15 protein-coding genes and 1 pseudogene are annotated in these 26,454 nt (G+C 72.2%); 9 read left to right on the top strand and 7 right to left on the bottom strand.

Annotated features, from left to right (window positions below):
• Positions 1-40: 40 nt before the first annotated feature.
• A complete protein-coding gene (locus tag PV963_RS13250; protein WP_274815867.1) occupies positions 41-823 on the top strand; it encodes a hypothetical protein in 783 nt (260 codons plus the stop codon).
• Here the strand turns inward: PV963_RS13250 and PV963_RS13245 are convergent.
• The 4 genes from PV963_RS13245 to PV963_RS13230 all read right to left on the bottom strand — a co-directional run bounded on the left by PV963_RS13245 (position 714) and on the right by PV963_RS13230 (position 14,123).
• Positions 714-11,633 carry a non-ribosomal peptide synthetase/type I polyketide synthase gene (locus tag PV963_RS13245; protein ID WP_274815866.1) on the bottom strand — a complete coding sequence of 3,640 codons (10,920 nt, stop codon included), beginning with the start codon at positions 11,631-11,633 and terminating at the stop codon, positions 714-716. The two genes, PV963_RS13250 and PV963_RS13245, sit on opposite strands and share 110 nt — an antisense overlap.
• Entirely contained in the window at positions 11,593-13,035 is a 1,443-nt protein-coding gene (locus PV963_RS13240; protein WP_274815865.1) for an MFS transporter, read from the bottom strand. The genes PV963_RS13245 and PV963_RS13240 overlap by 41 nt, the downstream gene beginning before the upstream one ends.
• A 104-nt stretch (positions 13,036-13,139) precedes the next feature.
• On the bottom strand, positions 13,140-13,517 hold the full coding sequence (locus PV963_RS13235) for a MazG-like family protein (RefSeq protein ID WP_274815864.1): 378 nt from the start codon (positions 13,515-13,517) through the stop codon (positions 13,140-13,142).
• Positions 13,518-13,565: 48 nt separating this feature from the next.
• Positions 13,566-14,123, bottom strand: coding sequence for a DoxX family protein (locus tag PV963_RS13230; RefSeq protein WP_274815863.1), 558 nt, complete (start codon positions 14,121-14,123; stop codon positions 13,566-13,568).
• Between the two features lie 148 nt (positions 14,124-14,271).
• On the opposite strand from PV963_RS13230, the gene PV963_RS13225 reads away from it, so the two are divergent.
• Both PV963_RS13225 and PV963_RS13220 read left to right on the top strand, forming a co-directional pair.
• Positions 14,272-14,598, top strand: a complete 327-nt coding sequence (locus PV963_RS13225) for a nuclear transport factor 2 family protein (protein WP_274815862.1) — start codon at positions 14,272-14,274, stop codon at positions 14,596-14,598.
• Between the two features lie 59 nt (positions 14,599-14,657).
• Positions 14,658-15,644, top strand: coding sequence for an aldo/keto reductase (locus PV963_RS13220; RefSeq protein ID WP_274815861.1), 987 nt, complete (start codon positions 14,658-14,660; stop codon positions 15,642-15,644).
• Between the two features lie 285 nt (positions 15,645-15,929).
• On the opposite strand, the gene PV963_RS13215 is transcribed toward PV963_RS13220, so the two are convergent.
• On the bottom strand, positions 15,930-16,688 hold the full coding sequence (locus PV963_RS13215; protein ID WP_274815860.1) for an SDR family oxidoreductase: 759 nt from the start codon (positions 16,686-16,688) through the stop codon (positions 15,930-15,932).
• A gap of 134 nt (positions 16,689-16,822) precedes the next feature.
• On the opposite strand from PV963_RS13215, the gene PV963_RS13210 reads away from it, so the two are divergent.
• The gene (locus PV963_RS13210) at positions 16,823-18,463 is read left to right on the top strand and encodes an alkaline phosphatase D family protein (RefSeq protein ID WP_274815859.1); all 1,641 of its coding nucleotides are present in this window, start codon (positions 16,823-16,825) and stop codon (positions 18,461-18,463) included.
• Here the strand turns inward: PV963_RS13210 and PV963_RS13205 are convergent.
• Positions 18,450-19,484, bottom strand: coding sequence for a Gfo/Idh/MocA family protein (locus PV963_RS13205; RefSeq protein ID WP_274815858.1), 1,035 nt, complete (start codon positions 19,482-19,484; stop codon positions 18,450-18,452). The genes PV963_RS13210 and PV963_RS13205 overlap by 14 nt on opposite strands.
• A gap of 85 nt (positions 19,485-19,569) precedes the next feature.
• On the opposite strand from PV963_RS13205, the gene PV963_RS13200 reads away from it, so the two are divergent.
• The 3 genes from PV963_RS13200 (at position 19,570) to PV963_RS13190 (ending at position 23,008) form a co-directional block, all read left to right on the top strand.
• Positions 19,570-20,913, top strand: a complete 1,344-nt coding sequence (locus PV963_RS13200; RefSeq protein ID WP_274815857.1) for a multidrug effflux MFS transporter — start codon at positions 19,570-19,572, stop codon at positions 20,911-20,913.
• A gap of 11 nt (positions 20,914-20,924) precedes the next feature.
• A complete protein-coding gene (locus tag PV963_RS13195) occupies positions 20,925-22,040 on the top strand; it encodes a serine hydrolase domain-containing protein (RefSeq protein WP_274822008.1) in 1,116 nt (371 codons plus the stop codon).
• A gap of 305 nt (positions 22,041-22,345) precedes the next feature.
• A complete protein-coding gene (locus PV963_RS13190) occupies positions 22,346-23,008 on the top strand; it encodes a hypothetical protein (protein ID WP_274815856.1) in 663 nt (220 codons plus the stop codon).
• A 192-nt stretch (positions 23,009-23,200) separates the two neighbouring features.
• Here the strand turns inward: PV963_RS13190 and PV963_RS13185 are convergent.
• Positions 23,201-23,356: pseudogene (locus PV963_RS13185) on the bottom strand (DUF6000 family protein); the annotation flags it as partial.
• Positions 23,357-23,713: 357 nt separating this feature from the next.
• Between PV963_RS13185 and PV963_RS13180 the strand changes: the two are divergent.
• Positions 23,714-24,178: a hypothetical protein gene (locus tag PV963_RS13180; protein ID WP_274815855.1), complete on the top strand. Its 465-nt coding sequence runs from the start codon at positions 23,714-23,716 to the stop codon at positions 24,176-24,178.
• 1,252 nt (positions 24,179-25,430) lie between these two features.
• A complete protein-coding gene (locus PV963_RS13170; RefSeq protein ID WP_274815854.1) occupies positions 25,431-26,417 on the top strand; it encodes a small ribosomal subunit Rsm22 family protein in 987 nt (328 codons plus the stop codon).
• The last annotated feature ends 37 nt before the right edge of the window (positions 26,418-26,454 follow it).

Genomic DNA, 26,454 nt, shown 5'->3' with positions numbered 1-26,454 from the left:
CCGATTCGCCGACCGACAAGCACCGACGAGGAGTACCACCATGCCGAAGACGACCACCGGCCGCGCCCCCGGTCCCGGCACCCGCCGCACCATGACGGCGGCCGCCCGCGCGGCGGCGAAGCGCGCCGAGCGCGGCCACCGCGAAGCGGGCGCGGCGACGGCCGGCGACGAGGAGTCCGCGCGCCGGGCCGAGCTGCCGCCCGCCGGACGCACCGTCCTCGTCGAGGCCCCGAAGGACGGCTGGGACGACCCGCCGGAGCCGTCGCCGGAGTCGTTCGAGGAGGACGAGCCGCAGAAGCGGAGCGAGCCCGGCCCCGGCGGCCGTCAAAGGCTGCTCACCCTGGTCCTGGCCGTCCTGCTCGTCGTCGGCCTGGTCGCGCTCGCCGCCCTGGGATGGCAGTACCGCGACGGCCGCCTGACGGAGACCGCCCGGACCGAGGCGCTCGCGGCCGCGCGCAAAGCGGCGCCGATCGTCCTGTCGTACGACTACCGCCGCCTGGACAAGGACTTCTCCCGGGCCCGCGCGCACCTGACCGGCGACTTCCGCGACGAGTACGGCAAGACCACGAAGACCGTGGTCGCCCCGACGGCCAGGAAGTACCACGGCGTGGTGAAGGCGACGGTCGCCGCCCCCGGCTCCGGCGCCGCCCCGGCCGCCTCCGTCGTCTCGGCCTCCCCCGACAAGGTCGTGGTCCTGCTCTTCGTCAACCAGGTCACCCAGAGCACCCAGGTCTCGGGGTCCCGCGTGGACCTGAACCGGGTGCGGATGACGATGGACCGCACGGGCGACGGGTGGAAGGTGAGCGCGGTGGACGCGCTGTAGCAGCGGTTTCCCTTAGTTCCCGGAGTTGGTTCCCGGAGTCCACCGCCGACCTCAGTGCCTCGGTGAAGGACCCGGCCCACGCCTGGACCGTCTCGTGGGTGAACAGGTCCGTCGAGTACTCGAACGTGACCGTGATCGCGTCGGTCTCGGGGGCGATCACGACGTAGAGCTCGTTGCGGGCCACGCCCTGGACGGGGAGGGCGCGGATGGTGGTGGAGACCTCCTGGAGGTTCAGGGCCGGCGGCTCTGTGGTGATCACTGTGAACAGGACCGTGGGGAACAGGGCGTCCTTCAGCTCGGGCGAGACGAGAGACACCACGTCCGTCAGGGGCAGTTCCTGGTGATCGAGGGCCGTGAAGAGGGTGCTGCTCAGTTGGGACACCAGGTCGGGGAAGGTTTCCGCTTCGGACAGCCGGGCCCGTAGGAGTACGGCGTCGCCCAGGATGCCGACGATCTCGGCGCGGTCGCGTTGCACGCGGTTCGCGCTGGAGGCCGCCAGGACGATGTCGCCTCGTTCGCCGCACAGGTCGGCCAGCCACGTGGCGAACGTGGCCGCGAGGACCGTGTAGGCGGTGGTGCCCAGGCGGGTTGCCGTGCCGGCCAGGCGGGCGGGTGTGTCGTCGGTGACGGTCCAGGTGTGCAGGGCGCCCCGGCCGGAGAGCTTGCCCGGGTGCGGGTGGTCGTAGGGGAGGGGCGGGCGTAGGGGGACGTTGTCGAGTTCCGTGCGCCAGAAGTGCTCCAGGGCTGTCCTGCGCTTGTCCGGCAGGGTGTGTTCCGATCGGGCGAAGTCCGTGAACTGAGCGACAGTGACGGGCAGTTGGAGTGCCGTACCGGATCGACGCGCGTTGTACAGCTCCTGTAGGTCGCGCCTGATGATGCTCAGGGACCAGCCGTCGCAGACCGCGTGGTGGAAGACCGTCACCATGACCCAGTGGTCCTCGGCGAGACGGGCCAGGCGGAATCGGAAGAGCGGGGTCTGGTTCAGCGTGAACGGGGTGGCGACCTGCTCTCGGCACCAGCGGTCCAGGTACTCCGCGTCCCCGGCGTGGGCGCGGAGGTCGGTGATCGGCAGCGTCACGGGGACATGGGCCAGGATTTCGACCTCGTACCGTCCGTCCTCTCGGCGGACCGGCCTGCCGCGGAGCGCGTGGTGGCGTGCCACCAGGTCCCTGAGGGCCTCGTGCAGGACCTCGGGCTCCAAGTCCCCCCTCAGATCCATGCGGTGGGCGATGTTGTAGACGCTCGGGTCGGGGAGTGCGTGGTGGCGGCGCCACAGACGGCGCAGGGTCGAGGGCATCGGCGCGGTGTCCACGACACGGTTACGTGTCGCGATGCCTCGGATCGTCGGATCCAGGAAGAAGTCGGCCATCGTGAGATCGACGTCCGCCTCCTCCCGCATGCGGTTCAGCAGCCGGATCGCGCTCAGGGAGTGGCCGCCGAGTTCGAAGAACGAGGTAGTGACCGGGATCGGCCGGGCGTCCAGTTCCTCGCCCCACAGGTCGTGCAGTGTTTTCTCCAGGGCCGTCGTCGGCCCGGTCTGCGACGGCTCGGCGGACTCGTCCCCCGGATCCGGCAGGGCCGTGCGGTCCAGCTTGCCGGAGGCGTTCACCGGGAGGCGGTCGAGGGTCACCCATCGGCGGGGCACCAGGTGGTCGGGCAGTTCGGCGGCCAGTGCGGTGCGCGGGTCGGGCCAGGAGGCCGCATCGGCCGGCACCACGTACGCCACCAGCTCCATGTCACCGTGGCGGTCGCGGCGGGGGAGCACCGCCGCGTCCCGGACCCCGCGCAGTGCCGTCAACGCCGACTGCACCTCGCCCGGTTCGACGCGGTAGCCGCGGATCTTGACCTGGTCGTCCGCCCGGCCCCGGTACTCCAGCGTGCCGTCGGTGCGCCGGCGGCCCAGGTCGCCCGTGCGGTACAGCACCCCGCCCGCGCCGTCGTCGAGGAACGCGGCGGCGGTCTCGGCCGGGCGGTTGTGGTAGCCGTGCGCCACCGGCGTGCCGCTCACATGGATCTCGCCGACGGCGCCGACCGGGACCGGCCGGCCCGAGTCGTCCAGCAGCAGGATGCGCGCCCCCGGCACCGGGGTGCCGATCGGGGGCCACTCCTCGCCGGCCGGGTCGACGCGGTGCGACGTGACGATGATCGACGTCTCCGTGGGGCCGTACTGGTTGTAGAGCGCGCAGTGCGGGTGCGTGGCGAGGAAGCGGCGGAAGGCGGGCGTGAGCTGGAGTGCCTCGCCCGCCGAGAACAGCTCGCGCAGGGAGGGCAGCTGGGGGGCGGCCTCCATCAGGTACTTCAGCGGGGTGCAGGGCATGAACATGCGCTGCACCCGGTGGTGGCGTACCGCCTGCGCCAGCGCCGCGGGGTCGTGCCGTACGGCGTCGTCGACGAGGACGAGCGCGGCTCCCGAGGCCAGCGTCGTGAAGATCTCCTGCACGCTGACGTCGAACGCCGGTGACGTCCACTGGAGGGTGCGCAGCGCGGGGTGGCGGCGCAGATGGCCGTGGACCAGGTTCGCCGGGCCGCGGTGGGGCACGACGACGCCCTTCGGGCGGCCCGTCGAGCCCGAGGTGTGGATGCAGTACGCAGGGTCCTCCGGGCCGGCTCCGTCCGTGAGCGGGGTGGACGGCAGTGTGTCGTCCGCCTGTTCCACACGCAGGACGGGCAGCTCCGGCGCCAGGCGCGGGTGCCCGGCGATCGCGGTGCCGGAGGTGAGCAGGAGTACGGGTGTGCCGTCGTCGAGCAGCAGCGACAGACGCGGAGTGGGAAGGGACGGGTCGAGAGGGAGGTATGCCGCCCCGCTCTTGAGCACCGCCAGCAGGGCCGTGATCAGCTGCGGACCTCGCGGCAGGAGTACGGCGACCCGCTCTCCGCGCGCCGCGCCCCGGGTGCGCAACTGCCGGGCGAGGCGGTTGGCCGCCGCGTCCACGTCCGCGTAGGAGAGGTGTTGTTCCCCGCTGATCAGAGCTACGGCGTCCGGGGTGCGGCGGGCCTGCTGCTCGAACAGGCCGTGCAGAGTGGCCCGGGGCCCTTCGCCGGGGTGCTCCGCGTGGGACAGGGCCGTGCGGTCCGCGGCCGTGAGTGCGGTCAGGTCCGCGAGCGGCGCGCCCGGTGCGTCCAGGGCGCGGCGCAGGACCTGTTCGACGTAGCCCACGAAGCGGCGCACCGTGGCCTCGTCGAAGAGGGCCGTGTCGTACTCGACCATGAAGCGGACGCCGCCCGCGTGGTGGGTGAGGTAGACGCTGAGGTCGAACGGAGCGCGGGCGCTCGGGACGTCGAGCAGCGTGGCCGTCAGACGGGGCGGGTCGAAGAGGGCCTCGCCCTCGTTCTCGTACTCCACCATCACCTGGAACAGCGGATTGCGGCCCGGGTCACGACGCGGGTTGAGCGCGCCCACCAACTCGTCGAAGGGGACGCCGCGGTGTTCGTACGCCGACGTGCTGCTCTCCCGGACCCGGTGCAGCAGCGTCGGGAAGTCCGGCTCACCGGTCAGGTCCAGGCGCAGCGGCACGGTGTCGAGGAACAGGCCCACGTGGTCCTCCGCGCCCGCGGGGCGGGCCGCCACCGCGGTGCCGATCACCACGTCCCGTTGCCCGCTGAAACGGCCCAGGACCGCGCCGATCGCGCCGGTCAGTGTCATGAAGAGGGTGGCGCGGTGCCCGGCGGCGAACTTCCGCAGGTCCCTGACGAGTTCCGCGTCCAGGGCGTGCGTGAGGCTCGCACCCGCTCCCGTCCTGACCGGCGGGCGGGGGCGGTCGGTGGGCAGGGTCAGCTCCGGCGCGTCGCCGAGGCGCTGCCGCCAGAAGTCCACAGACGCGGGGTCTGCCTCGGGTGCCGCCGGCAGTTCGGGCAGGGGCGGCGGCTCCGAGCCCGCACTGCCGCCCCGCCGGGCGCGGTAGTACGCGGCCAGGTCACGGGCCAGCACGGCCGTGGAGGAGGAGTCGAAGACGATGTGGTGGGCCAGGAGGAAGAGCAGGTGGCGGTCCGGGGACAGGCGGAGCAGGCGGGCCGCGACCAGAGGACCCGTGGCGAGGTCGAGTCCGTGGTCGTCCGCGAGTGCCGACCGCAGGGCCTCCTCCTCGGTCGAACCCGTGTGGTCCTCCACCGGGCAGTCGAGCGGCATACGGTCGAGGATCTCCTGGTACGGGACACCGGCCGTGTCACCGAAGACCGTGCGCAGCGCCGGGTGCCGGTCCGTGACCCGGTCCAGCGCCCAGCGCAGGGCCGGGACGTCCAGCGGGCCTTCCAGCCGGATCGCCTTGGGCTCGTGGTACATGGCGGTACCCGGGTGCAGTTGCTCCAGGAACCAGATACGGCGCTGGGCGGGGGTGAGCGGCGCCCGGCGGGGCGCTGAGGGTGCCGGAGGCTTCGTCCCGGGAGCCGCCCTGCGGAGCCGGTCCAGTACCGGCAGCGCCGCCAGCACCTTCTCCTTCGGTACGCCGAAGTCCACGAAGCAGGCGATCTCGTCCGCACCGGCCTCCCGCAGACGCCGTACGGTCTCCGCGGCCGTGTGCTCGTCGCCGATCAGCGCGCGGGAGTCGCAGTAGCGCTCGTAGGCGCGACCGAGAAGGAACTCCACGTCCTCCTCGGGCGTGTTCTCCAGGTCCACCTGGAAACCGAGACTGTTGGTGACCTGGTCGAAGAGGGAGAGCGAGGAGCGCAGATACGACAGGAAAGGCCGGTACGCCTCGGCCCGCGCCCGCTCCGAGTCGTCCTCCAGGTACGTGTGCACCAGCACCACGACCCGCCCGGCCGCCGGGTCGAGACCGTGCTCGGCACGGCAGCGCCGGTACAGCGCGATGTTCTCGGCCAGTTGCTCCACCGTCTGCGTCATCAGGTTGGTGACCACACCGAGGTCCTCGGCGGCCGCCCGGCGGTAGCTGTCCGGATTGCCCACGACGGCCACGTACATCGGCGGCCGTTCCTGTACGGGGCGGGGGTGCAGGCGGATCTCGACGGGGGTGCCGTCGCCCGCCGTCGTCTGCACCGGCTGTCCCGCCCAGAGGTCCCGTACGGTCGCCAGGTGCTCGTACATCACCTCGCGGTGCCGGCCGAAGTGCTGCGGCGCGAGCGCGAAGTCGGTCGCGTGCCAGCCGCTCGCGAAGCACAGGCCCGTCCGGCCGCCGGAGATGTTGTCGACCACCGACCACTCCTCCGCGACCCGGGCGGGATGGTGCAGCGGCAGCACCACGGAACCGGCGTGCAGCCGGATCCGGCTGGTCCGGGCGGCGAGGGCCGCGGCCAGCACGGAGGGGTTGGGGAAGAGCGCGCCGAAGGAGTTGAAGTGCCGCTCGGGGAACCACAGGGCGTGGAAGCCGTGCTGGTCGGCGAAGTCCGCGGCGGCCATGATCAGGCCGTATTTGTCGTGGTCGGTGTCCTGGGGGTAGTCGCCGAAGAAGTAGAGGCTGAAGTCGAAGGCGGCAGGGGGCGGGTTGGAGGGGGTGGGCGTGGGAGCGGGCCGGGGGACAAGGGGTGCCGGCGTCCGTGCCGGAGTGGGCGGTGCCGTCGTGGTGCCGGTCGTCGCGAGCACGTCCAGTTGGCGGGAGATCATCTCGCCCACCTGGTCGACGAGTTGCTCCGCCAGCCGTAGCTGCTGACCGAACAGGGCGTGCAGCCCTTCGGGTGATTCCGGCAGCTCCTCCGGTGATTCCGGAGGAGCGGCAGGCGCCGCCGGCTGCTCGACCACCGGTTCCTGGATCACCGGCACGTCTTCGCGCAACCGCCCGACCCGTTCCGCCAGCCTCCGCGGTGTGTCGGCCGAGTCGAACACCTCCCGGACCGGGACCCGGACGCCGTACCGCTGCTCCAGCTCCGTCGTCATGCTCATCAGGGACAGCGAGTCCGCGCCCAGTTCGAAGAACGAGCTGTCCGGTGTGACGTCGGCGATCGGGCGGCCGAGCTTGTCGGCCGTCAACTGCCGGACGGCACCGATGACTTCACCGTCCGGTACGGGCAGGTCAGGAGCCGCGGCCGGCGTCACGGCCTGGTACGGCACCGTACGCCGTCGCAGCGGATGCCCCGGAAGCCGCACCCGGCCCCCGTCCCCGGTCAGCGCCTCCCAGTCCAGGTCCGCGCCCCTGCCGTACAGCGAGCCGAGCGCCGTCAGGAACCCATGCGCCTGCTCGGCCGCCCCGTCCCCTTCGCCCTGCCCGCTCAGCCAGCGGCTGTCGGGTACGCAGTGCCGGCCGAGGCCGGTGAGGGTCCGCCCGGCGCCGATCTCCACGAAGTCCCGGCAGCCCTGCTCGACGGCCGTGCCCATGGCGAGGTCGAAGCGGACCGGGTGCCGGGCCTGCCGGCAGAGGTACTCCACGTCGGCGGTCCAGCCCGCCGGGCGCAGTTCACCGTCGGCCGTGGTCACCAGCGGGGTGTGCAGCGGACGGTACGTCACGCCACGCGCACGGGTCCTGAACTCGTCCAGGGCGCTGTCGATCTCGGCGGAGTGGAACGCCCGGTCGACCGGCAGCGCACGCCACCGCAGGCCCTCATGGTCGAGCAGTGCCGCAGCCTCCTTCAGGGCCTGCGGCGGGCCCGAGAGCACGTGGGCGTGCGGGCCGTTGACCGCGGCGAGCTCCGCACCGGCGGCCTGCGCGATGCGCCGCGCGGTGGCCTGGTCGGTCCGGACGGCGAGCATGCCCCCGGCCGGGCAGCGGGTCTGCATCAGTCGCCCGCGCCAGGCGGTGAGCCGCAGCCCGTCCTCCAGGGTCAGGGCACCGGCCGCGTACAGGGCGGCGTACTCGCCGACGCTGTGGCCGAGCAGGAGGCCGGGGCGTATCCCGGCCGCCCGCCAGGCGTCCGCCAGTGCCGCCTGATGGGCGAACAGGGCGGCCTGCGCGGTCTCGGTGGGCCAGATCTCGTCGTCCGCGGGACGGTCGGCGAGAGCGAGAGCGAGAGCGGGGGCGGGGGCGGTCAGCAGCCGCGCGAGCAGGCTGCCGCCGAACTCCTGGGCGTAGATCTCCTCGCACCGGTCGAGCGTGGCCCGTGCGGCCGGGTGCGCGGCGTACAGGCCGTTCGCCATGCCGCGACGCGCACTGCCCTGGCCCGCGAACGCGAAGGCGACCGGGCCGAGAGGGGAGGACGTGACGTGGTGCTGTTCCTCCAGCGCGCGGGCGAGTTCGCCTGCCGTGCGGCCGGCCACGGCGGTGCGGGCCACGCGGTGCGGCCTGCCGAGGGCCAGGGTGGCGGCCACGTCGGCGGCCGGGAGGCCGGGCCGGGCCAGCAGCCGGTCGCGAAGCCCGGCCGTGAGCTCGTCCAGGGCCTCGGGGTCGCGGGCCGACACGGGCACGAGGACGGGCAGTTCGGGGGCGGGGCGAGGGCGTACGGGCGGGGCCTCCTCCAGCACCACATGGGCGTTGGTGCCGCCGACGCCGAGCGCGCTGACCCCGGCCCGGCGGGGCACACCGTCCGGCACCTGCCACGGCCGCAGTTCCGTGGCGAGTGTCAACAGGCCGTCGGACAAGGGCAGTTCGGGGTTCGGCCGGGTGAGGTGCGGTGTCGGCACCAGGGTGCGGTTGCGCAGCATGAGGACCGTCTTGATGAGCCCGGCCATTCCGGCGCAGCTGTCGAGATGCCCGATGTTCGGCTTCACCGAGCCGACCACGCAGGAGGCGGGGCGACCCGCGTGCTCGCCGAGGGCCCGTGCCAGCGCCGTGAGTTCCACCGGATCGCCGAGGCGCGTTCCGGTGCCGTGCGCCTCCACGTACGAGATCGTCTCCGCGGGCACCTGTGCCCTGCGCAGCGCCTGGCGTACGACCTCGGCCTGTCCCTCGACACCGGGAGCGCTGAAGCCGACCTTGGCGGCGCCGTCGTTGTTCACGGCGGAGCCCAGGATCACCGCGTGCACGGTGTCGCCGTCGGCCAGCGCCCGGTCGAGGCGCTTGAGCAGGACGGCGGCCACGCCGTTGCCGCCGACGGTGCCGTCGGCCTCCGCGTCGAAGGCGCGGCAGCGTCCGGTGGGGGACAGGATCGACCCGGGGTGGCTGTGATAGCCGGTCTCCTGCGGCAGATGCACGGCCGCGGCGCCCGCCAGCGCCAGGTCCGTCTCCCCGGTGATCAGCGCCTGCACCGCGAGGTGCACCGCGACCAGGGACGTGGAACACGCCGTCTGCACACCGATCGCCGGTCCGGTGAGGCCGAGCCGGTAGGCGACGCGGGTGGCGAGGAAGTCCGGCTCCTGGCCGATGGCCGACTGCATGCCGGCGGCCGGGTCCGACGGGTCGTACGGTGAGCCGGTCGCGGGCTGCTGCTGGTGGTCGTAGAGGTTCATGCCCGACCCGGCGAACACCCCCACCCGGACGCCGGGCGCGGTCGCCGCGTGGCCGCCGTCCTCCAGGGCCTGGTGGCAGCACTCCAGGAACAGCCGGTGCGCGGGATGCGTCAGTCCGGCCTCCTTGGGGCTCATCCCGAAGAAGTCCCCGTCGAACTCCTCCACGCCGTCGAGGATCCCGGCGGCGGGCACGAGGCCGGGCGCGCGGCGCTGTTCCGGCGACAGGCCCGCCGCCGCGAGCTCCTGCTCCCCGAAGACCCGGACGCTGTCGACGCCGTCCCGGAGATTGGTCCAGAACTCCTCGACCGAGTTCGCGCCGGGGAAGCGCAGAGACAGTCCTATGACGGCGACGTGGTGTTCGGGGGAGTCGGCGGTGGTGCTCTCGCCGGTGATTTCCTCGGGCTGGATGGCAGGGTCTGGCTGGACGGCGGTGTTGGGCTGGATGGCAGGGTCGGGCTGGACCGCAGGGTTGGGCTGGGTCCCAGCCTCGGGACTGACCGCGGCGTCGGGCCCGGCCTCCGCCTCGGGCCCGGCCTCCGCCTCAAATCCGACCCCCGCCTCAAACCCGGCCGCAGCCGTCGCCCCGCTCGCCAGGTGTGCCGCGAGGGCCGTGCCCGTCGGGTGTTCGAAGAACGCGGTCTGGGCGATCGGCGTCCCGAGGCGTTCCGCCAGCCGGTTCCGCAGGCGCACCAGCAGTACGGACGTCAGGCCGAGCTCGTAGAACGGCATATCCGCGTCGGCCGGACGGCCCAGCACGGCGCTCAGTTCCTCCTGGACGGCCCGGGTCACGGCGTCCGCGTCCGCCCGGGCATCCGGTGCCGCGGTCGGCGCGGCGCCGAAGCCACCGGTGACCAGGCGGTTCTGGAGTTCGGCGCGGCGCACCTTGCCCGCCGGCGTCCGCGGGAACTCGCCCAGCGGGACGGGCAGGACGTACGCGGCGGTGAGCCTGAGGCGGGTGTACAGCGCCGCCTTCACCTCCGCGGCGATACGTATGTCCTCGGCGGCGCCGCGGCTGACGAAGAACACGGCGAGGTCCTCCGTGCCCCGCTCCGGGTGCGGGATGCCGCAGGCGGCGACCTCGCCCTGCCGGACGCCCTCGACCGCGGTGGCGGTCTCCTCCACCTCGTGGCAGTACACGTTGTGGCCGTTGAGGATGATCACGTCCTTGCGGCGGCCCGTGATGACGACCTGGCCGTCGTGGAGAAAGGCCAGATCGCCGGTGTCGAACCAGTCGCCTCCGGCCGGGTAGGCCGCGGCGTCCGCCTCGGGGTTGTTCACGTAGCCGGGGGTGAGCCGCGCGGCCGAGTGGACCTGGAGCCTGCCGATGCGGCCCGGCGGGGCGAGGTCGCCGCGGTCGTCGACGATGCGCAGGGTGACGCCGTGCGCGGGCGAGCCGGAGGCCACGAAGGTGACACAGTCGGCGTCCGGGGTGTCCTCGCCGGCCCGGACCAGGTCGCCGCCCAGGCTGTTCTTGAGCAGGCGGTGCACGGTGCCCGGCCGGTCCAGCCGGCCGTAGGTGACGGCCGTGACCGTCTCGGCCATGCCCCACACCGGGGCGATGTGCTCCTCGCGCACGCCGTACGGGGCCGTCGCGTCGAGGAAGCGGCGCAGCACCGGCAGTACGACCCGCTCGCCCCCGCACACCAGCGACTTGAGGCCGCTCAGGTCCCAGGAGCGGTCGGCCCGCTCGGCGAGCGCGTCCGAGACCAGCCGGTAGGCGAACGTCGGTGCCCAGCCGTGTCGCGCCCGGTGTTCGTGGAGGAGGTCGAGCCAGCGCAGCGGGTCGGCGAGCACGTGCTCGGTGGGCGCGTGGACGTTGGTGCAGCCGGTGAAGACCGCGAGCAGGTGGTAGAGGAGGAAGGCGCCGCTGTGGTCGACGGGCAGCCAGTTCACCATCGTGTCGTCCGGCCGCACGTCCAGGACCCGCCGGCTGCTCGCCGCGAAGTCCGCGAGCCCGGCGTGCGTCAGCCGGGCGGCCTTCGGGACGCCGGTGCTGCCGGAGGACAGCATCAGCAGGGCCGTGTCGGACGGTTCCGGCTCGACGAGGCCGTCCGCGGGCGGCGCCGCGAGACACTCTCGCGCCAGGGCGACCCGCATGGCGGGCGTGGTGTGGGCGAGGGCAGCCGCGCCGGGTGCGTCGGTCAGTACCAGCGGCTGGTCGAGCAACGCGCAGGCCTGCCGCAGGCGTTCGAAGGCCGGGGAGCCCGGCGCGGGGTGCTCGGCGATGGCCACGGGTAAGGCACCGCCGAGCACACAGGCCCAGAAAGCGGGGAAGAACTCGGCCAGTGGCAGCCCGCACAGCACCACCGTGTCGCCGCGCCGCAGTCCGTGCGCCCGCAGGCCGGTGAACATACGGCGGGCCGAGTCCAGCAGTTCGGGATACGACCGTGAGCTCGTCGTGCCGTCGGCGGCGAGGGTGACGACGGCTGAGCCGGGAGCGGACCGGGCGGCGCCCAGCAGCGCCCGCACGGCGTCGACCGGATCGCCCTCCGTGCGTTCGGGCTCAGGACCCCGGCAACTGGCTTGCCCCCGTGGACGTTCCATGCGCGTCTTCTCCCTTTTCTTCGCCGGCTGGCGAATGATCTGAGCGGTTCTCGCCGACGGGCGAGTGGTTCTCGCCGGCTGACGGGTGGTCGCCACCGGTGGGTGGGCGGTTGTCGCCTGTGGGTTGGTGGTTCTCAGCGGCGGGCGAGTGGGTGTCGCCGCCGGCCGGGCCCGGCCGGCCCGTGCCGCGCCGGCCCGCCGTGAGCAGCAGCAGCGCCAGCGCCCCGCACACCGCCGCCCCATGGAAGACGCCCACGACGGCCAGGGCGGGCAGGACCTCCAGGGCGGCCGCCGCGGCCATCGTGCCCAGGGCGAATCCGGACTGCTCGGCGGTGGCGGACAGGCCGAACAGGCGGCTGCGCTGCCGGTCGGGGGCCGCCTGGAGGCGCGAGGTGTAGACGATCTCGGTCCAGCCGTCCGCGAACCCCGCCGCCACGGCCGCCGCCATCAGGGCCGGGGCGGGCAGCCCGGTGAACGCCGCCACGAAACAGAACGACATCGCGCAGGTGCCCACCGCGAACGCGCGCTCGCCCCAGGACGTGCCGTGCGACCGGCGTTTGAGGACCTGGTGGGCGAGCAGGGTGCCCACGGCCCACGCCGACCAGAACCGGGTCATGAACACCGCCGGACCGGACGGTTCGGCCGCGTGCGCCGCCAGCGGCAGCGCGACGTTGTGCGACGCGGACGCCAGCGCGTCCAGACCTCGCAGCGCGATCATGCCGAGCAACGCTCCGGCGAGGCCCGCCACCCGGAGCCGCAGCCGCCCGAGACGGCCCCCCGAGGAGCCGGTGCCGCCCTGCTCCGGGAGCACCTCGGGCGGGTCGCCCACCGGGTCGTCGTCCGTGCGCGGCCGGAGCACCAGCACGGCCGCGGCCGACACCGCGAAGCTCGCGGCGTTCACGGCGAACGCGACACCGAAACCGCCGAGGGCGATCACCGGCGCGGCCGACGCGAAACCCAGCACCGTGGCGACGGAACGGGCCGTGACCAGCACGCCGTTCGCCCGAGCGCGCTCGTCCTGCCCGACCATGACCGGCACCGCGCTGCGCAGGGCGACGTTGAAGAACGTGTTGCCCGCGCCCAGCACGACCACCGCCTCGAGCAGCACCCACAGCGGCGTGTCCGACGCCCGGAGCGCGAGCACGACCATGGCGAGGGCCTGGGCGAGGTCCGTGACCACCATGACGGTCCGGCGCGTGACCCTTGCGGTCAGCACCCCGGCGGCCAGGCCCGCCGTGACACCGGACAGCAGCCGTACGGCCATCACGATGCCCACGCCCAGGGCGGTGCCCGTGACCTCGTACGAGAACAGGCTGAGCGCGATGAGATTCAGATAGGTCCCGTACGCCGACACGGCATGCGCGACCACCACGGCACGAAACCGCCACTCCACCCCCGTCACCGGACTCCTCAACCTGGTTGGGCCAGGGTCGGCCGCTCGGCGCTTTTCACCGCAGCGTAACCCGACGGGGAAAAGTGAACGGGCTCTTGTTCGTTATTCGATGGTCAGAGCGACGGACGCGGCACGTCCGCTTGTGCCGATCGTCCCGAGGACCGTCGCGTCACCCGCTCCAGGTGCTGTGCGAACACCTCACGCGAGTCGGGCGTGAGCGAGCGCAGGGCGACCAGGGCCGTGATGGCCACGTCGCACAGTTCCGACTGCACGTCGTCCCAGGTGTGGGTGACGCCCTTGCGCGGGTTCTGGCCGGTCGCGCCGATCACCGCCTCGGCGACCTCCCCGACCTCCTCGGACAGCTTCAGAATGCGCAGCAGCACGCCCTCGCGGCCCTCGATCGGGCGGTTGGAGCCGAGCCACTCCCAGAGAGTCTCGACGGCGGCCCACAGGTCGGGAGAGGGCGGGGCCTGCGGTGTGTGATCGTTCATGGGGCGGCAGCCTGTCACGGGGGTCTGACAGCGAGGCGCCGCCGACGGCTACTCCATGAAGTCCTCTTCGAACAGCGGGTCCTGCTCGCCTTCCTCGGCCTTCCGCAGCCGCCGGGCGCGCGCCCCCACCACCAGCGCCGTCCCCGCCGCCGTCGCCGCGAACGCCGCCGGAATCATCCAGCTCCGGTTCACCGCGTGCCCGAGCGCGTGGTCCAGGGAGAGCCTGCCCGGGCCGGTGACGGCCAGGCCGGCGGCCGTGAGGCCCAGCGTCGCCGCGTACTCGTAGCCGCCGCTCGCGTTGAAGAAGCCGTTCGGCGTGTGCACCGCCGCCGCGCCCGCCATCGCACCGGCCGCCGCGGCACCGGCCGCCGGTGTGGCCAGGCCCAGGGCCAGCAGCGCGCCGCCGCCGGTCTCCGCGAGGCCCGCCGCCGTCGCGCTCGCCTTGCCGGGGGCGTAGCCGACGGACTCCATGAACTGGCCGGTCCCCTCGATGCCGTGCCCGCCGAACCAGCCGAACAGCTTCTGTGTGCCGTGCGCGGCCAGCACACCTCCCGTCCCCAGCCGAAGCAGCAGCAGGCCCAGATCACGTCGGTCGTAACGCCTCACGTCGTCTCCCGGAGCAGACAGCAGGAACAGAGGAACACTCCCCGTCGCGTTTCCACCGTCGCACCCCTGACACCCCGCGGACCCGCCCGGGACGCCGTTCGGGTGGCACGGGTGGCGTGGCGGGGCGGCCGGTACGAGGCTGACTGGCATGACGATTCAGACCACGCGCCTCAGCGATCCGGCCGTCCGCGCCTTCGTGACCGCCGTGAACAACCACGACCGCGAGGCCTTCATGGCGCTCCTCGCGCCGGGCGCGACCATGGCGGACGACGGCTCCGACCGCGACCTCGCCGACTGGGTCGACCGGGAGATCTTCTCCTCCCACGGCCACCTGGAGGTCGACAACGAGTCCAAGGGCGGCCGCGCCCTCATCGCCCGCTACAGCAACGACACCTGGGGCGAGATGCGCACCCGGTGGAGCTTCACCGTGGACGACGACGGCCGGATCTCCCGCTTCGAGACCGGGCAGGCCTGAAAAACCCATCCCGCCGGGGGCTTGTGTTCGAGTGCACTCCAACTCCTAGCCTCCCGGACATGGAAACCACACGGCAGCTCGGACGCAGTGGCATCGAGGTGAGCGCCCTCGGCTTCGGCTGCTGGGCGATCGGCGGCGAATGGCAGGGGGCCGACGGGCAGCCGCTCGGCTGGGGCAGGGTCGACGACGAGGAGTCGGTCCGGGCGGTGCGGCGCGCCCTCGACCTGGGCGTCACCTTCTTCGACACCGCCGACACCTACGGCGCCGGACACAGCGAACGCGTGCTGGGCCGGGCCCTCGGCAAGCACAGGGCCGATGTCGTCGTGGCCACCAAGTGGGGCAACGTGTTCGACGAGGACACCCGGACCCTCACCGGTAGCGACGCCTCCCCGGCCTACCTGCGCCGTGCCCTGACCGCGTCCCTGGACCGGCTCGGCACCGACTACGTCGATCTCTACCAGTTCCATCTCTCCGACGCGGACACCGAACAGGCCGCCCTGCTCCGGGACGCGTGCGAGGACCTGGTCCGCGAGGGGCTGATACGCGCCTACGCGTGGAGCACCGACGACCCCGCACGCGCCGCCGTGTTCGCCGAGGGGCCGCACTGCGCCGCCGTCCAGCACGCACTCAACGTCCTCCAGGACGCCCCCGCGATGCTCCGACTGTGCGAGGAGGCGGGCCTCGCGAGCGTCAACCGCAGTCCGCTGGCCATGGGGCTGCTCACCGGCAAGCGCCGGGACGGGCAGCCGTTGGAGGCGGGGGACATCCGCAGCAGGCCCCCGGCCTGGCTGCAGGGGTTCGGTGACGGGTCCGGCGCCGACCCGGAGTGGCTCACCCGCGTCGACGCCCTCAGGGACGTCCTCACCAGCGAGGGCCGCACGCTCGGCCAGGGCGCCCTCGCCTGGTTGTGGGCGCGCAGTTCGCGGACGATTCCCATCCCGGGCTTCCGTTCGGTCGCCCAGGCGGAGGAGAACGCGGCGGCGCTGGAGAAGGGGGCACTGACCGGCGCACAGCTGGCCGAGGTGGACCGGCTGCTCGGGCGGTGACCCTTGCGGGCCGGCCCTTGAACGTATGCGGCAGTCGTTCCACGCGCATCGGTGCGCACCCCGCGGTCCCACGCGGGGTCCACCCCCACCCGGTGCCGTGGAACGACTGCCGCGGCCCCCCCTGGAAATGTGGCCGGCGGAAGTTCTCAGATGGAGGCTCTGCGCTCCAACTGTGAAGCTTTCGTGTAGGAGATTTGAGCATAAGCGCCCGACCGGCCGCAATGGTACGGACGTTCATATTCCGTTTGTGCAGGTTGACGGGTTGACGAGTGCGCGCCCCCGGGGTCAGCCGCGCCCGACGTACGGCATCGTCGTGGCCAGGACGGTCGCGAACTGCACATTCGCCTCCAGCGGCAGCTCCGCCATGTGCCGCACCGTGCGGGCCACGTCGGCGACGTCCATCACCGGTTCCGGGGCGACCTCGCCGTTCGCCTGAAGCGCTCCCGTCCCCATACCGGCCGTCATGTCCGTCGCCGCGTTGCCGATGTCGATCTGCCCGACGGCGATGCGGTACGGCCGCCCATCCAGCGACAGAGACTTGGTCAGGCCGGTCAGCGCGTGCTTGGTCGCGGTGTAGGCCACCGAGTGCGGACGCGGCGTGTGCGCGGAGATCGAGCCGTTGTTGATGATCCGCCCGCCCTGCGGGTCCTGCTCCTTCATCTGCCGGTACGCCGCCTGCGCGCACAGGAACGCCCCGTTGAGGTTGGTGTCCACCACGTGCCGCCACGCGTCGTAGGGCAGCTCCTCGACCGGCACGCCGCCGGGCCCGAACGTGCCCGCGTTGTTGAACAGCAGGTCGACCCGCCCGAAGCGCTCGACGGTGGCGGCGAACAGGGCGGTCACGTCCTCGGGCCGTGAGACGTCCGTCCGTACGGCGAGAGCCGCGCCCTCGGGCACCAGGGCCGCCGTCTCCTCCAGGGTCCCGGCGCGCCGGCCCGCCAGCGCCACCGACCAGCCGGCGCGGAGCAGTTCCACGGCGACCGCGCGCCCGATACCGGATCCCGCCCCGGTCACCACCGCGATCGCATTTTCCTTGGCATTCATGGGCCCGCAGCGTACGGGAGGGCCCGCCATGCGGAACTCATCCATCCGTCACGCGAGTGCTGTGTACGTGTCAACCAGGTGTCGTCCCCGGCCACTCCAATGCCCCCTGCAGCCATTCGTCAGGGGAGGACCGGATGACACCCGCAGCACACCCGTCCCAGCACGCCCCCGAACTCCGCGCGGCCGCCCGGCACATCGGCCGCCGCCGCTTCCTGACCGCCACCGGCGCCGCCGCCGCGCTGGCCTTCGCGACCAACCTGCCGTCCCCGGGAGTCGCGGCCGCCGCCGAACTCGACGCCGCGCGGATCACCGAGAACCCGTTCACGCTGGGCGTCGCCTCCGGCGACCCGCTGCCCGGCTCGGTCATCCTGTGGACCCGCCTCGCGCCCGCCCCGTTCCAGGCCGACAGCGGACTGCCCGCCGAACGCGTCACCGTCCACTGGGAGCTGGCCCACGACGAGCGGTTCCGCCGCATCGCCCGGCGCGGCACCGCCACCGCGCACCCCGAGTTCCACCACACCGTCCACGTCGAGGCCGGCCACCTGGACGCCGGCCGCGTCTACTACTACCGCTTCCGCGTGGGCCGTTGGGTCAGCCCGACCGGCCGCACCCGCACCGCCCCGGACCCCGGCAGCCGCGTCCCGGAACTCACCCTCGCCGCCGTCTCCTGCCAGGCCTACCACGACGGCTACTACACGCCGTACGCCCATCTCGCCGCCGACGACGTCGACCTCGTCCTCCACCTCGGCGACTACCTCTACGAGTACGCCGTCAACTCCGCCGGCGGCCAGCGCAACTACACCGACCGCACGCTGCCCGGCCTCTTCAACCGCGAGACGCTGACCCTGGAGGACTACCGCCTGCGGTACGCCCTCTACAAGTCCGACCCCGACCTCGTCGCCGCGCACGCCGCGCACCCCTTCGTCGTCACCTGGGACGACCACGAGACCGAGAACAACTACGCCGATGACATCCCCGAGAACAGCGTCCCGCCGGAGGAGTTCCTGTTGCGCCGCGCCTCCGCCTACCGCGCCTACTGGGAGAACCAGCCGCTGCGGCAGCCGCAGCGCCCCGCCGGACCGGACATGCGGCTCTACCGCCGCCTGCACTGGGGCCGGCTCGCCCAGTTCGACGTCCTGGACACCCGCCAGTACCGCTCCGACCAGGCCTACGGCGACAAGGCGCACGTCCCCGGCCCCGAGTCCGACGACCCGGCGCGCACCATGACCGGCGCGACGCAGGAACGGTGGCTGCTCGACGGCTGGCGCTCCTCACGGGCGCTGTGGAACGTCGTACCGCAGCAGGTCCTGTTCGCCCGGCGGCACATGGACGCCACCACCCCGTCGCGGGTGTCGATGGACGCCTGGGACGGCTACAGCGCCTCACGCCGGCGCGTCCTCGACGGGGCGAAGGCCGCCGGTGTCGAGAACCTGATGGTCCTCAGCGGCGACGTGCACGCGGCGTACGCCTTCGACATCAAGGACGACTTCGACGACCAGTCCTCCGCCACCCTCGGCACCGAGATCGTGGCGACGTCGATCTCCAGCGGCCGGGACGGCGCCGACAAGCCCGCCACCTGGGACACCTACATGGGCGCCAACCCGCACCTGAAGTTCTTCAACGGCCGGCGCGGCTACGTCACCGTCGCCCTCGGGCAGGAGTCGGCGCGGGCCGACTTCAAGACCGTGCCGTACGTGACCCGGCAGGGGGCGCCGGTCACGACGGCCGCGTCCTTCGTGACTCAGGTGGGGGAGCAGGGGCTCAAGCCGGCGTGAGCTCGGCCGTGAGGTCCTCGTCCGGGGTCTCGCCCGGATAGCGGACGCCGACGCGGTCCCGGATCGCGTCGAGCGTCCGCATCACGGCGAGCGTGCCGTCGAGCGGGACGAGCGGGGACTCGCTCTCACCGGCGCGCACGGCGCGCATCACCTCGGCCGCCTCGTGACGGAGGCTGTTGCGGGGCCCGTCCGCCGGGTCGGCCGTGAACTCCTCGGGGTCACGGCCGTCGCGGTGCAGCACGAAGCGGTCCGGGAAGAAGAAGCCGTGCGGGATGTCGATACGGCCCTGCGAGCCGGTGACCGAGGCGGAGGTCGCCGTGCCGCCGACGATGGAGCAGTGCACCGAGGCAAGAGCGCCGCTCTCCCAGGAGAGCAGTGCTCCCGTCTGGAGATCGACGCCCTCCTCGGAGAGCACCGCTCTCGCCGCGATGTCCGACGGCTCCCCGAGCAGCAGCTGCGCGAACGACACCGGATACACGCCGAGATCGAGCAGCGCGCCCCCGCCCAGCTCCGGGTTCCGCAGCCGGTGCGAGGGCGGGAACGGACCGGCCAGCCCGAAGTCGGCCTGGACCGTGCGCACTTCACCGATCGCCCCGTCGTCGACCAGCGACTTCAGCCGCCGCACCAGCGGATTGCAGTACATCCACATCGCCTCCATCAGGAAGCGCCCGTGCTCCCGCGCCAGCGCGACGAGTTCCGCCGCCTCGCGCACGTTCAGCGTGAACGGCTTCTCGCACAGCACGTTGCGCCCGGCCGCCAGACACAGACCGGCGGCGGTCCGGTGCGCCGTGTGCGGCGTGGCGACGTAGACGACATCGATGTCCTCGTCCCGCGCGAGCGCGTTCCAGTCGCCGTACGCCCGCGGGATCCCGAACCGTTCGGCGAACGTCTTCGCGGACGCCTCCGACCGGGACGCCACCGCCACGACCTCCGCGTCCGGCAGGTCGATCAGGTCCGCGGTGAACGCGCCCGCTATCCCGCCGGTCGCCAGGATCCCCCACCGCACCGTGTCCGCCGTCATCGCGCCCCGCCTTCACCTCGTGACCCCGAGCAGTCCGTACGAGCTGAGAGCATAGGTGGCGATCGACTCGAAAAGGGAGGGACTCATGCCCGAGGGTGGGGCGTCCATACCGAACACCGCGCAGGGGGCCGCAGCCGGGACGGAGCGGCCCGACCTCACACCGCACCGCCGCACCGGGCTCCTCGTCACCTTCCTCCTCGGAAGCCTGACCGCCGTACCTCCGCTGGCGATGGACATGTACCTCCCGGCCCTGCCGGAGGTCACCCGTTCCCTGCAGTCGCCCGCCGCGACCGTCCAGCTCACCCTCACCACCTGCCTGGCCGGCATGGCGCTCGGCCAGCTCGTCGTCGGTCCGATGAGTGACCGCTGGGGACGCCGTCGCCCCCTCCTCGCCGGGCTCGGCGTCTTCATCGTCGCCACCGTCCTGTGCGCTCTCGCGCCCACCGTCGAACTCCTCGTCGCCTTCCGGCTGGCGCAGGGCCTCGCGGGCGCGGCCGCCATCGTCATCGCCCGGGCCGTCGTCCGCGACCTGTACGACGGCATGGCCATGGCCCGCTTCTTCTCCACCCTCATGCTGATCTCCGGGGTCGCCCCGATCGTGGCGCCGCTCATCGGCGGGCAGGTCCTGCGCGTGACGGACTGGCGGGGCGTGTTCATCGTCCTGACGGTCATCGGCATCCTCATCGGGGCCCTGGTCTGGACGAGGCTGCCCGAGACCCTGCCGCCCGCTCAGCGCCACAGCGGCGGCGTCGGCGAGGCCCTGCGCGCGATGCGCGGCCTGCTCGCCGACCGCTCCTTCGCCGGCTACACCCTCACCGGCGGCTTCGCCTTCGCCGCCCTGTTCGCCTACATCTCGGCGTCCCCGTTCGTCATCCAGGAGATCTACGGCGCCTCCCCGCAGACGTTCAGCCTGCTGTTCGGCGTCAACTCGGTCGGGCTGGTCCTCGTCGGCCAGATCAACGGCAAGGTCCTCGTCGGCCGGGTCAGCCTGGACCGCGTCCTCGGGATCGGCCTGTCGATCGTCGTCACCGCCGCGACCGCGCTGCTGCTGATGTCCCTCGGGGTGTTCGGCGAGGTCCCTCTCGCGCCCGTCGCCGTCGCGCTGTTCGTGCTGATGTCCGCGATGGGCATCACCCTGCCCAACACCCAGGCCCTCGCCCTGATGCGTACCAAGCACGCCGCCGGCTCGGCGTCCGCCCTGCTCGGCACGTCGTCCTTCCTCATCGGCGCGATCGCCTCCCCGCTCGTCGGCGTCGCCGGGGAGGACACGGCCGTCCCGATGGCCGTCGTCCAACTGGCCGCCGCCCTGGTGGCACTGGCCTGCTTCGTGGGAATGTGCCGACCCTGGAAGACGGAACGGAAGACCGACGGGCAGACGGACGGGAAGACGGACAGCAGGCGCGTGAACGCGGAGGGAGCAGACAGCTGAGCGCACCAAGACTGCGCGACGGCACGCCGGAACGGGCCGGACTCGACCCCGGGGAACTGCGCCACCTGGTCCGGGAGGTCCACGTCCTCACCACCGGGCAGCGCCCCTGGGCGCCGGGCGCGGTCGTGGTCGTCGGACGCGGCCCGGTGATCGCGGTGGAGGAGGCGGCGGGCTGGGCCGTGCGGTACTCGGCCTACGACGAGGACACCGACGCCGGTGTGGAACTGCCTGCCGAGGACCGCGTCCCGATGACCGTCGGCACTCCCTTCGACCTGGCGTCCCTGACCAAACTGTTCACAGCCGTGGCCGCCGTGCAGCAGATCGAGCGCGGCACCCTGGGCATCGACGCGCGGGTGGGGGCGTACCTGCCCGACTTCACGGCCGCCGCCCGGCACGGCATCACCGTACGGCAGCTGCTCACCCACACCTCCGGGCTGCGGCCCGAACTCCCGCTGTACGACTGCGCCGACGACGCCGAGCGGCTGGCGGCACTGCGGGCGGAGGCGCCGGTCGCGGTCCCGGGCACGTACCGCTACTCCGACCTGAACATGCTGCTCCTCCAGCACGTCCTGGAACGCATCACCGGCCGCACGCTCGACGTCCTCTTCCGCGACGGCATCACCCGGCCGCTGGGCATGACGGCGACGGAGTTCGGGCCGTGCCCCGGGGCGGCGGCGACGGAGGACCAGCGGCGGCCGTGGGCCAAGGCGGACCGGGGGATGCTGCGGGGCGAGGTGCACGACGAGAACGCCTGGGCGCTGGGCGGCGTGGCGGGCCACGCGGGCCTGTTCTCCACAGGCCGGGACCTCGCGGTGTTCTGCCGCGCCCTCCTCGCCGGCGGCTCCTACGGCCCCGCCCGCATCCTCGGCCCCGACTTCGTCGACCTCCTCTTCACCCCGCCGGGCCTGGGCTTCTCCCTCGACCAGCCCTGGTTCATGGGCGACCTGGCGGGTCGCGGCGCGGCGGGCCACACGGGCTTCACGGGCACGTCCCTCGTTCTCGACCCGGCGACGGACACGTACCTCATCCTCCTCACCAACGCGGTCCACCCACGCCGCCGCCGTCCGGACAGCGCGCCGAGGGCGGCGGCGGGGTCGCGGGTGGCTCGGGCGGTGCGGGGGATGTGAGAGGGGGAGCGATGATGTGCGGGGTGGTCATGTGGTCATGAGGGGCCGGGCACGAGCACCGCTCTCCCAAAGCGGGTGTCGCAGGTTCGAATCCTGCCGGGGCACAGAGAGAAGGGCCAGCTCAGGAGGGGTTTCCTCCCGGGCTGGCCCTTAGCCGTTTCAGGCGCCGTGCCACACGCGATCCGGTCCCGGGGGCACTACTTCCTCGCAGCACGGAACACCCGTCGGCTGCTGAAGTCGAGTACCCATGTGGGTAAGTACGCGTACTCAAGCAGGGCGAGCGGTGGTCACCGGAGACTCTGCATATGACACACATCCGTGCCTCCATCAGCGCATTCGCCCATCACCGGCGCGGCCTCGCGGCCGCCGCTCTCGCCTCTCTGGCAATCACCGGCTGCGGAAGTGAGCTGAAGGGGAGTGGCCCACAGGGTGAGCGGGTCAGCAGCGTCGCCTCCAAGGCGAGACCCACACAGACATCCCCCGAGCAGGAGGCGTTCGCGGCAATGCTGGATAGGTACGCGCAGGCGTGTCCCCCGTCCGACGGGATCCCGCCGGCACCGCCCGGAAAGTCGACCAGTCCGGAGCCGGTGCGGAGTCTCGCCCCTGGGGAAACGCCCCCAACCGACCCGATCGAACCCGGCCCTCCCACAGGGCCTGCGACAGAGTTGGACCGGCACGATGGGTGCACGAGCGTCCACCACGAACAGCGCATCATCGAGGCGCTGCAAAAAGTCGTGGAGCCCACCCCCGCCAAGGTCCGGAAGACCCTGAACAGCCTCGGTTACATCGACGAACGCATTCACGGCCTCAAGCAGGACGGCAAGACCACGCGCTTCTACCTCGACCTGCGCGAGAATGGCGGCCAGCTGTGCGAGGCGGGTGTGGCGGCGGGCGAGACAACGGACGTCACCCCTTGTGTAGCCCTCGCCACCGGACCGTTCACCGTCAAGACAGAAGAGCAACCATAACGGTGGTCCATTCCTGGGGTGACGACGTCGCAGTGTGGCCACGCCCGCTTGACGACGGCGGGACCACAGCCCGGCGGCAAGCGGTCAACGACCATCGCCACGGCTGCTTCGACGCTGTCAGCCTCTCCCACAAACTCGTTCCTGGACGGCCCTTCCACGTGGAACCGACTGCCGGGCTGCCCGGAGGCTGATATCACTGGCAGCCTTTCCCAACTTCCGCGTGAACTTGGCGCGCTCGCGCCCACTCATCCCGAGAAGGCTGCCACCGAGTTTGAGGTACCGCTGGCCGGGCGTGACGTAGCGGCGGGTCAACTTGAGCAGCTCGGACTCTTCGTAAGCGTGGCGCATGACGGCATCCTGTCGTGGAACGATGTTGTTCGACCATCGATCTGGCCGGTCGGACGACTCAGCCGGTCGGCCCGTCGTGGGATTCACCGGGGTCATCGAGAAGGTAAGGGACTTCCCTCCCGGCCGGTGGTGCCGGAGGGCGGGAGGCGCCCGTCTCGGTTTTCGTCTCATTCAGCCCCGTTCACGGTCGTTCACAGGCGACCTCACGCCGGACACGACGTACGGGCCGTCCGCCCATGAACCCAGTTGAACGCCCCTGCACATACCCCACCACCCCACCAACCCAGTTGGAAAGCGTGTTGGCGTGAGACAGGGCTTGTACTGCGCCCGGTCGGCGATACGTGATCAGCTTGGTGTGTGGAGACCATCATCGCCAGTGCCATAGCCGTTCTGGGAACCCTGCTCGGCTCAGGGCTCACCCTGGCGTTTCAGCAGCGCACCACCGACAAGGGGCATCAGTTCACCCGCCATGAGAGGCTCCGGCAGGAGCGGCTCGATGCCTACTCCGCCTACGCCGGCGCACTCATCAACTACCGCCGCTGCCTGGTGCATCTCTGGTTCTGCGAACATGAACAACCACCACACGAGGACCCCGGCGCGGTGCGAGTCCGCGCCTACGACCTGCGCTCCAACGCCCAGGAGGCCCTCTTCCGGGTGCAGATGCTCACCGATGACGAGGCTTTGAGCCAGGCGGCGGAAGCTGTGCTTGCGGACGTCACAGTGCTGCCCAAGACGGATAGCAGGACCGAGCTCGACCAGCGCAGGGTGAAGACCCGCGACGACATCAGCCGACTGGTCAGAGCGTCCAAGCGCCATCTCTGAGGGGCTGGCAGGCTGGGCCGGAAGAGGCCGCGGCACAGTTCTCCAAGAGCCCTACAGTGTCAGCATGTTCGAGACGATCCGTTGGCGCTGCTACGCGCACGTGGCCCACCGCCGCGGTGCCGAGCGAGTGGTCGGCCGCATCGGAGAGCTGTTGCCGCACACCATCGAGATCGAAAGTTACGAGCGGTACTGGAAGTTCCCAGAGCTGTGGCCGAGCTGCGGTTCGTCTCTCCCCTCCGTCGTTCCGCCCCGGAGGATGCACTTTTCACCACCCTTCAGCGGGCATGGAGGGTCGCGACGCCCTGGACCCTCAGCAGCCCGGAGTCAGGCGTACGTCATGAGTTCGAGGGCATCGCGTCCTCTAACGTCGGAGCCAGTTTCCGTGTCGCCGGCATCGAGTGGATGGAGTTCACCATCACTGATCGCCAAGAGAAACCTCTGCGGATAGGGCGAGCTGACATCCACGAGTGACATCGACAGCGTCGGACGCAGGCACCCATGCACGGCCCGGCGCAGCTACCGCGACCGGGCGACGACACAGCCGGGCTGAGCATGGATCGAACTCCTTAAAGCGGGTGTCACGGGTTGGAATCGTGCCGGAGGCACCAGAAGAAGGGCCGCCTACGGGTCTCCGCGGTCACAGCCGCGCCGATCCCGCCGATGCTCCTCGTGGAGCTGGTCGCCGGTCACACAACCGGCGACGGCGGCACCATCGGCACTCCGCGATCGGACAGTCTCGGCACCCGGGGGAGCGCAGCAATGCCTCAAACGCCCCCATCACCCTCGCGCACCGCGATTCGAGCCAGCTTCGTCAGCAGGGTGTGCTTGCCCCAGGGGAGCAACCTCATAGCGATGCGGGCCGCGCCGAAGGGATCTGCCTTCGCCTCCACTTCCAGGCGGTGGCGGTTCGCATACGCGGACGAGACAGGTGTCGTCGAGGGTGAGAAGTCAGGCCGGTGCCGACGCGGACCTTCAGCCGGGCACCCACCTCCCGCCAGTGCGGGTCCGCGGCGAGGACCTGCCGGGTTCCTGTCACCCACTCCCCGTAGCGGTGGCCGTCGCACAGCAGGCGCCAGACTTCGGACCGCGAGCTCAGGTCAGACGGCGGTTCCGGGCCATGATCGAGCTCCTGGACAGCTGTGAGCTCGACGCGAGAACTTGGCTTCCAGCGTCATGCCGACCGCGCCACGTGCACAGTCCGACCAGTCCGGACGGGTGAGTCTCCGGGCTCGGGCCCTCGTAGAATCGCCGGGTGAACGCCCCCGCACCCCCGGCCGAAACCCTCCGCGCCGCCCTCGCCGGTCTGCTCGACGGGCTGCCGCCCCGGCAGGCCGCGCAGGCGGTCGAGCGGCTGATCGCCAGCTACCGCGGGGCCACCCCGACCGACGCTCCCATCCTCCGTGACCGGGCGGATGTCGCCGCCTACGCCGCCTACCGGATGCCCGCGACCTTCGAGGCGGTGCGGTCGGCGCTGGAGGCGTTCGCCGAGGCGGCGCCCGCGTGGGTGCCCGGATCGCACACCGACGTCGGCGGCGGTACGGGTGCCGCCGCCTGGGCCGTGAGCGCGACCTGGGGCGGAAAGCGGCCCGTCACCGTGCTCGACTGGGCCGAGCCCGCGCTCGCCCTCGGCCGGGAGATCGCCGCGGCCGACCCGGCCCTGCGGGACGTACGGTGGCAGCGCTCTCGGATCGGAGCGGCGCTCACCCTGGAGAGCACTGATCTCGTCACCGTCTCCTATGTCCTCAACGAGCTGACCGCCCCCGACCGCACCGCCCTCGTCGACGCCGCCGCGACCGCGGCCCAGGCCGTGGTGATCGTCGAACCGGGCACCCCCGACGGCTACGCCCGCGTCATCGAGGCCCGCGACCGGCTGGTCGACGCCGGCTTCCACGTCGCCGCCCCCTGCCCGCACAGCGCCGCCTGCCCCATCGCCCCGGGCACGGACTGGTGCCACTTCTCCGCCCGGGTCAGCCGTTCCTCCCTGCACCGCCAGGTCAAGGGCGGCTCCCTCCCCTACGAGGACGAGAAGTTCAGCTACGTCGCCGCCGCCCGCTTCCCCGTCACCCCGGCAGCCTCCCGTGTCGTCAGGCGCCCGCAGATCCGCAAGGGCCAGGTCCTCCTCGACCTGTGCGAGACCGAACCGTCCCTGCACCGCACCACCGTCACCAAACGCCACGGCGATCTCTACAAGGCGGCACGGGACGCGGACTGGGGCGACGCCTGGCCGCCGGCACCATGATCGGGACTCCTGTCAGGTACGCATAAGATCAACTCCG

This window comes from Streptomyces coeruleorubidus (assembly GCF_028885415.1).
GTDB classification, from domain to species: Bacteria; Actinomycetota; Actinomycetes; order Streptomycetales; family Streptomycetaceae; genus Streptomyces; species Streptomyces coeruleorubidus_A.
Note: the sequence above shows the minus strand (reverse complement) of the source record. Positions and strands in the feature narration are given on the sequence as shown.

Excerpts from the sequence above, each read along its gene's own strand:
- PV963_RS13215 (WP_274815860.1), bottom strand. The coding sequence starts at position 16,688 with ATGAATGCCAAGGAAAATGCGATCGCGGTGGTGACCGGGGCGGGATCC.
- PV963_RS13210 (WP_274815859.1), top strand. The coding sequence starts at position 16,823 with ATGACACCCGCAGCACACCCGTCCCAGCACGCCCCCGAACTCCGCGCG.
- PV963_RS13190 (WP_274815856.1), top strand. The coding sequence starts at position 22,346 with ATGACACACATCCGTGCCTCCATCAGCGCATTCGCCCATCACCGGCGC.
- PV963_RS13235 (WP_274815864.1), bottom strand. The coding sequence starts at position 13,517 with ATGAACGATCACACACCGCAGGCCCCGCCCTCTCCCGACCTGTGGGCC.
- PV963_RS13200 (WP_274815857.1), top strand. The coding sequence starts at position 19,570 with ATGCCCGAGGGTGGGGCGTCCATACCGAACACCGCGCAGGGGGCCGCA.
- PV963_RS13205 (WP_274815858.1), bottom strand. The coding sequence starts at position 19,484 with ATGACGGCGGACACGGTGCGGTGGGGGATCCTGGCGACCGGCGGGATA.
- PV963_RS13225 (WP_274815862.1), top strand. The coding sequence starts at position 14,272 with ATGACGATTCAGACCACGCGCCTCAGCGATCCGGCCGTCCGCGCCTTC.
- PV963_RS13245 (WP_274815866.1), bottom strand. The coding sequence starts at position 11,633 with ATGGAACGTCCACGGGGGCAAGCCAGTTGCCGGGGTCCTGAGCCCGAA.
- PV963_RS13220 (WP_274815861.1), top strand. The coding sequence starts at position 14,658 with ATGGAAACCACACGGCAGCTCGGACGCAGTGGCATCGAGGTGAGCGCC.
- PV963_RS13250 (WP_274815867.1), top strand. The coding sequence starts at position 41 with ATGCCGAAGACGACCACCGGCCGCGCCCCCGGTCCCGGCACCCGCCGC.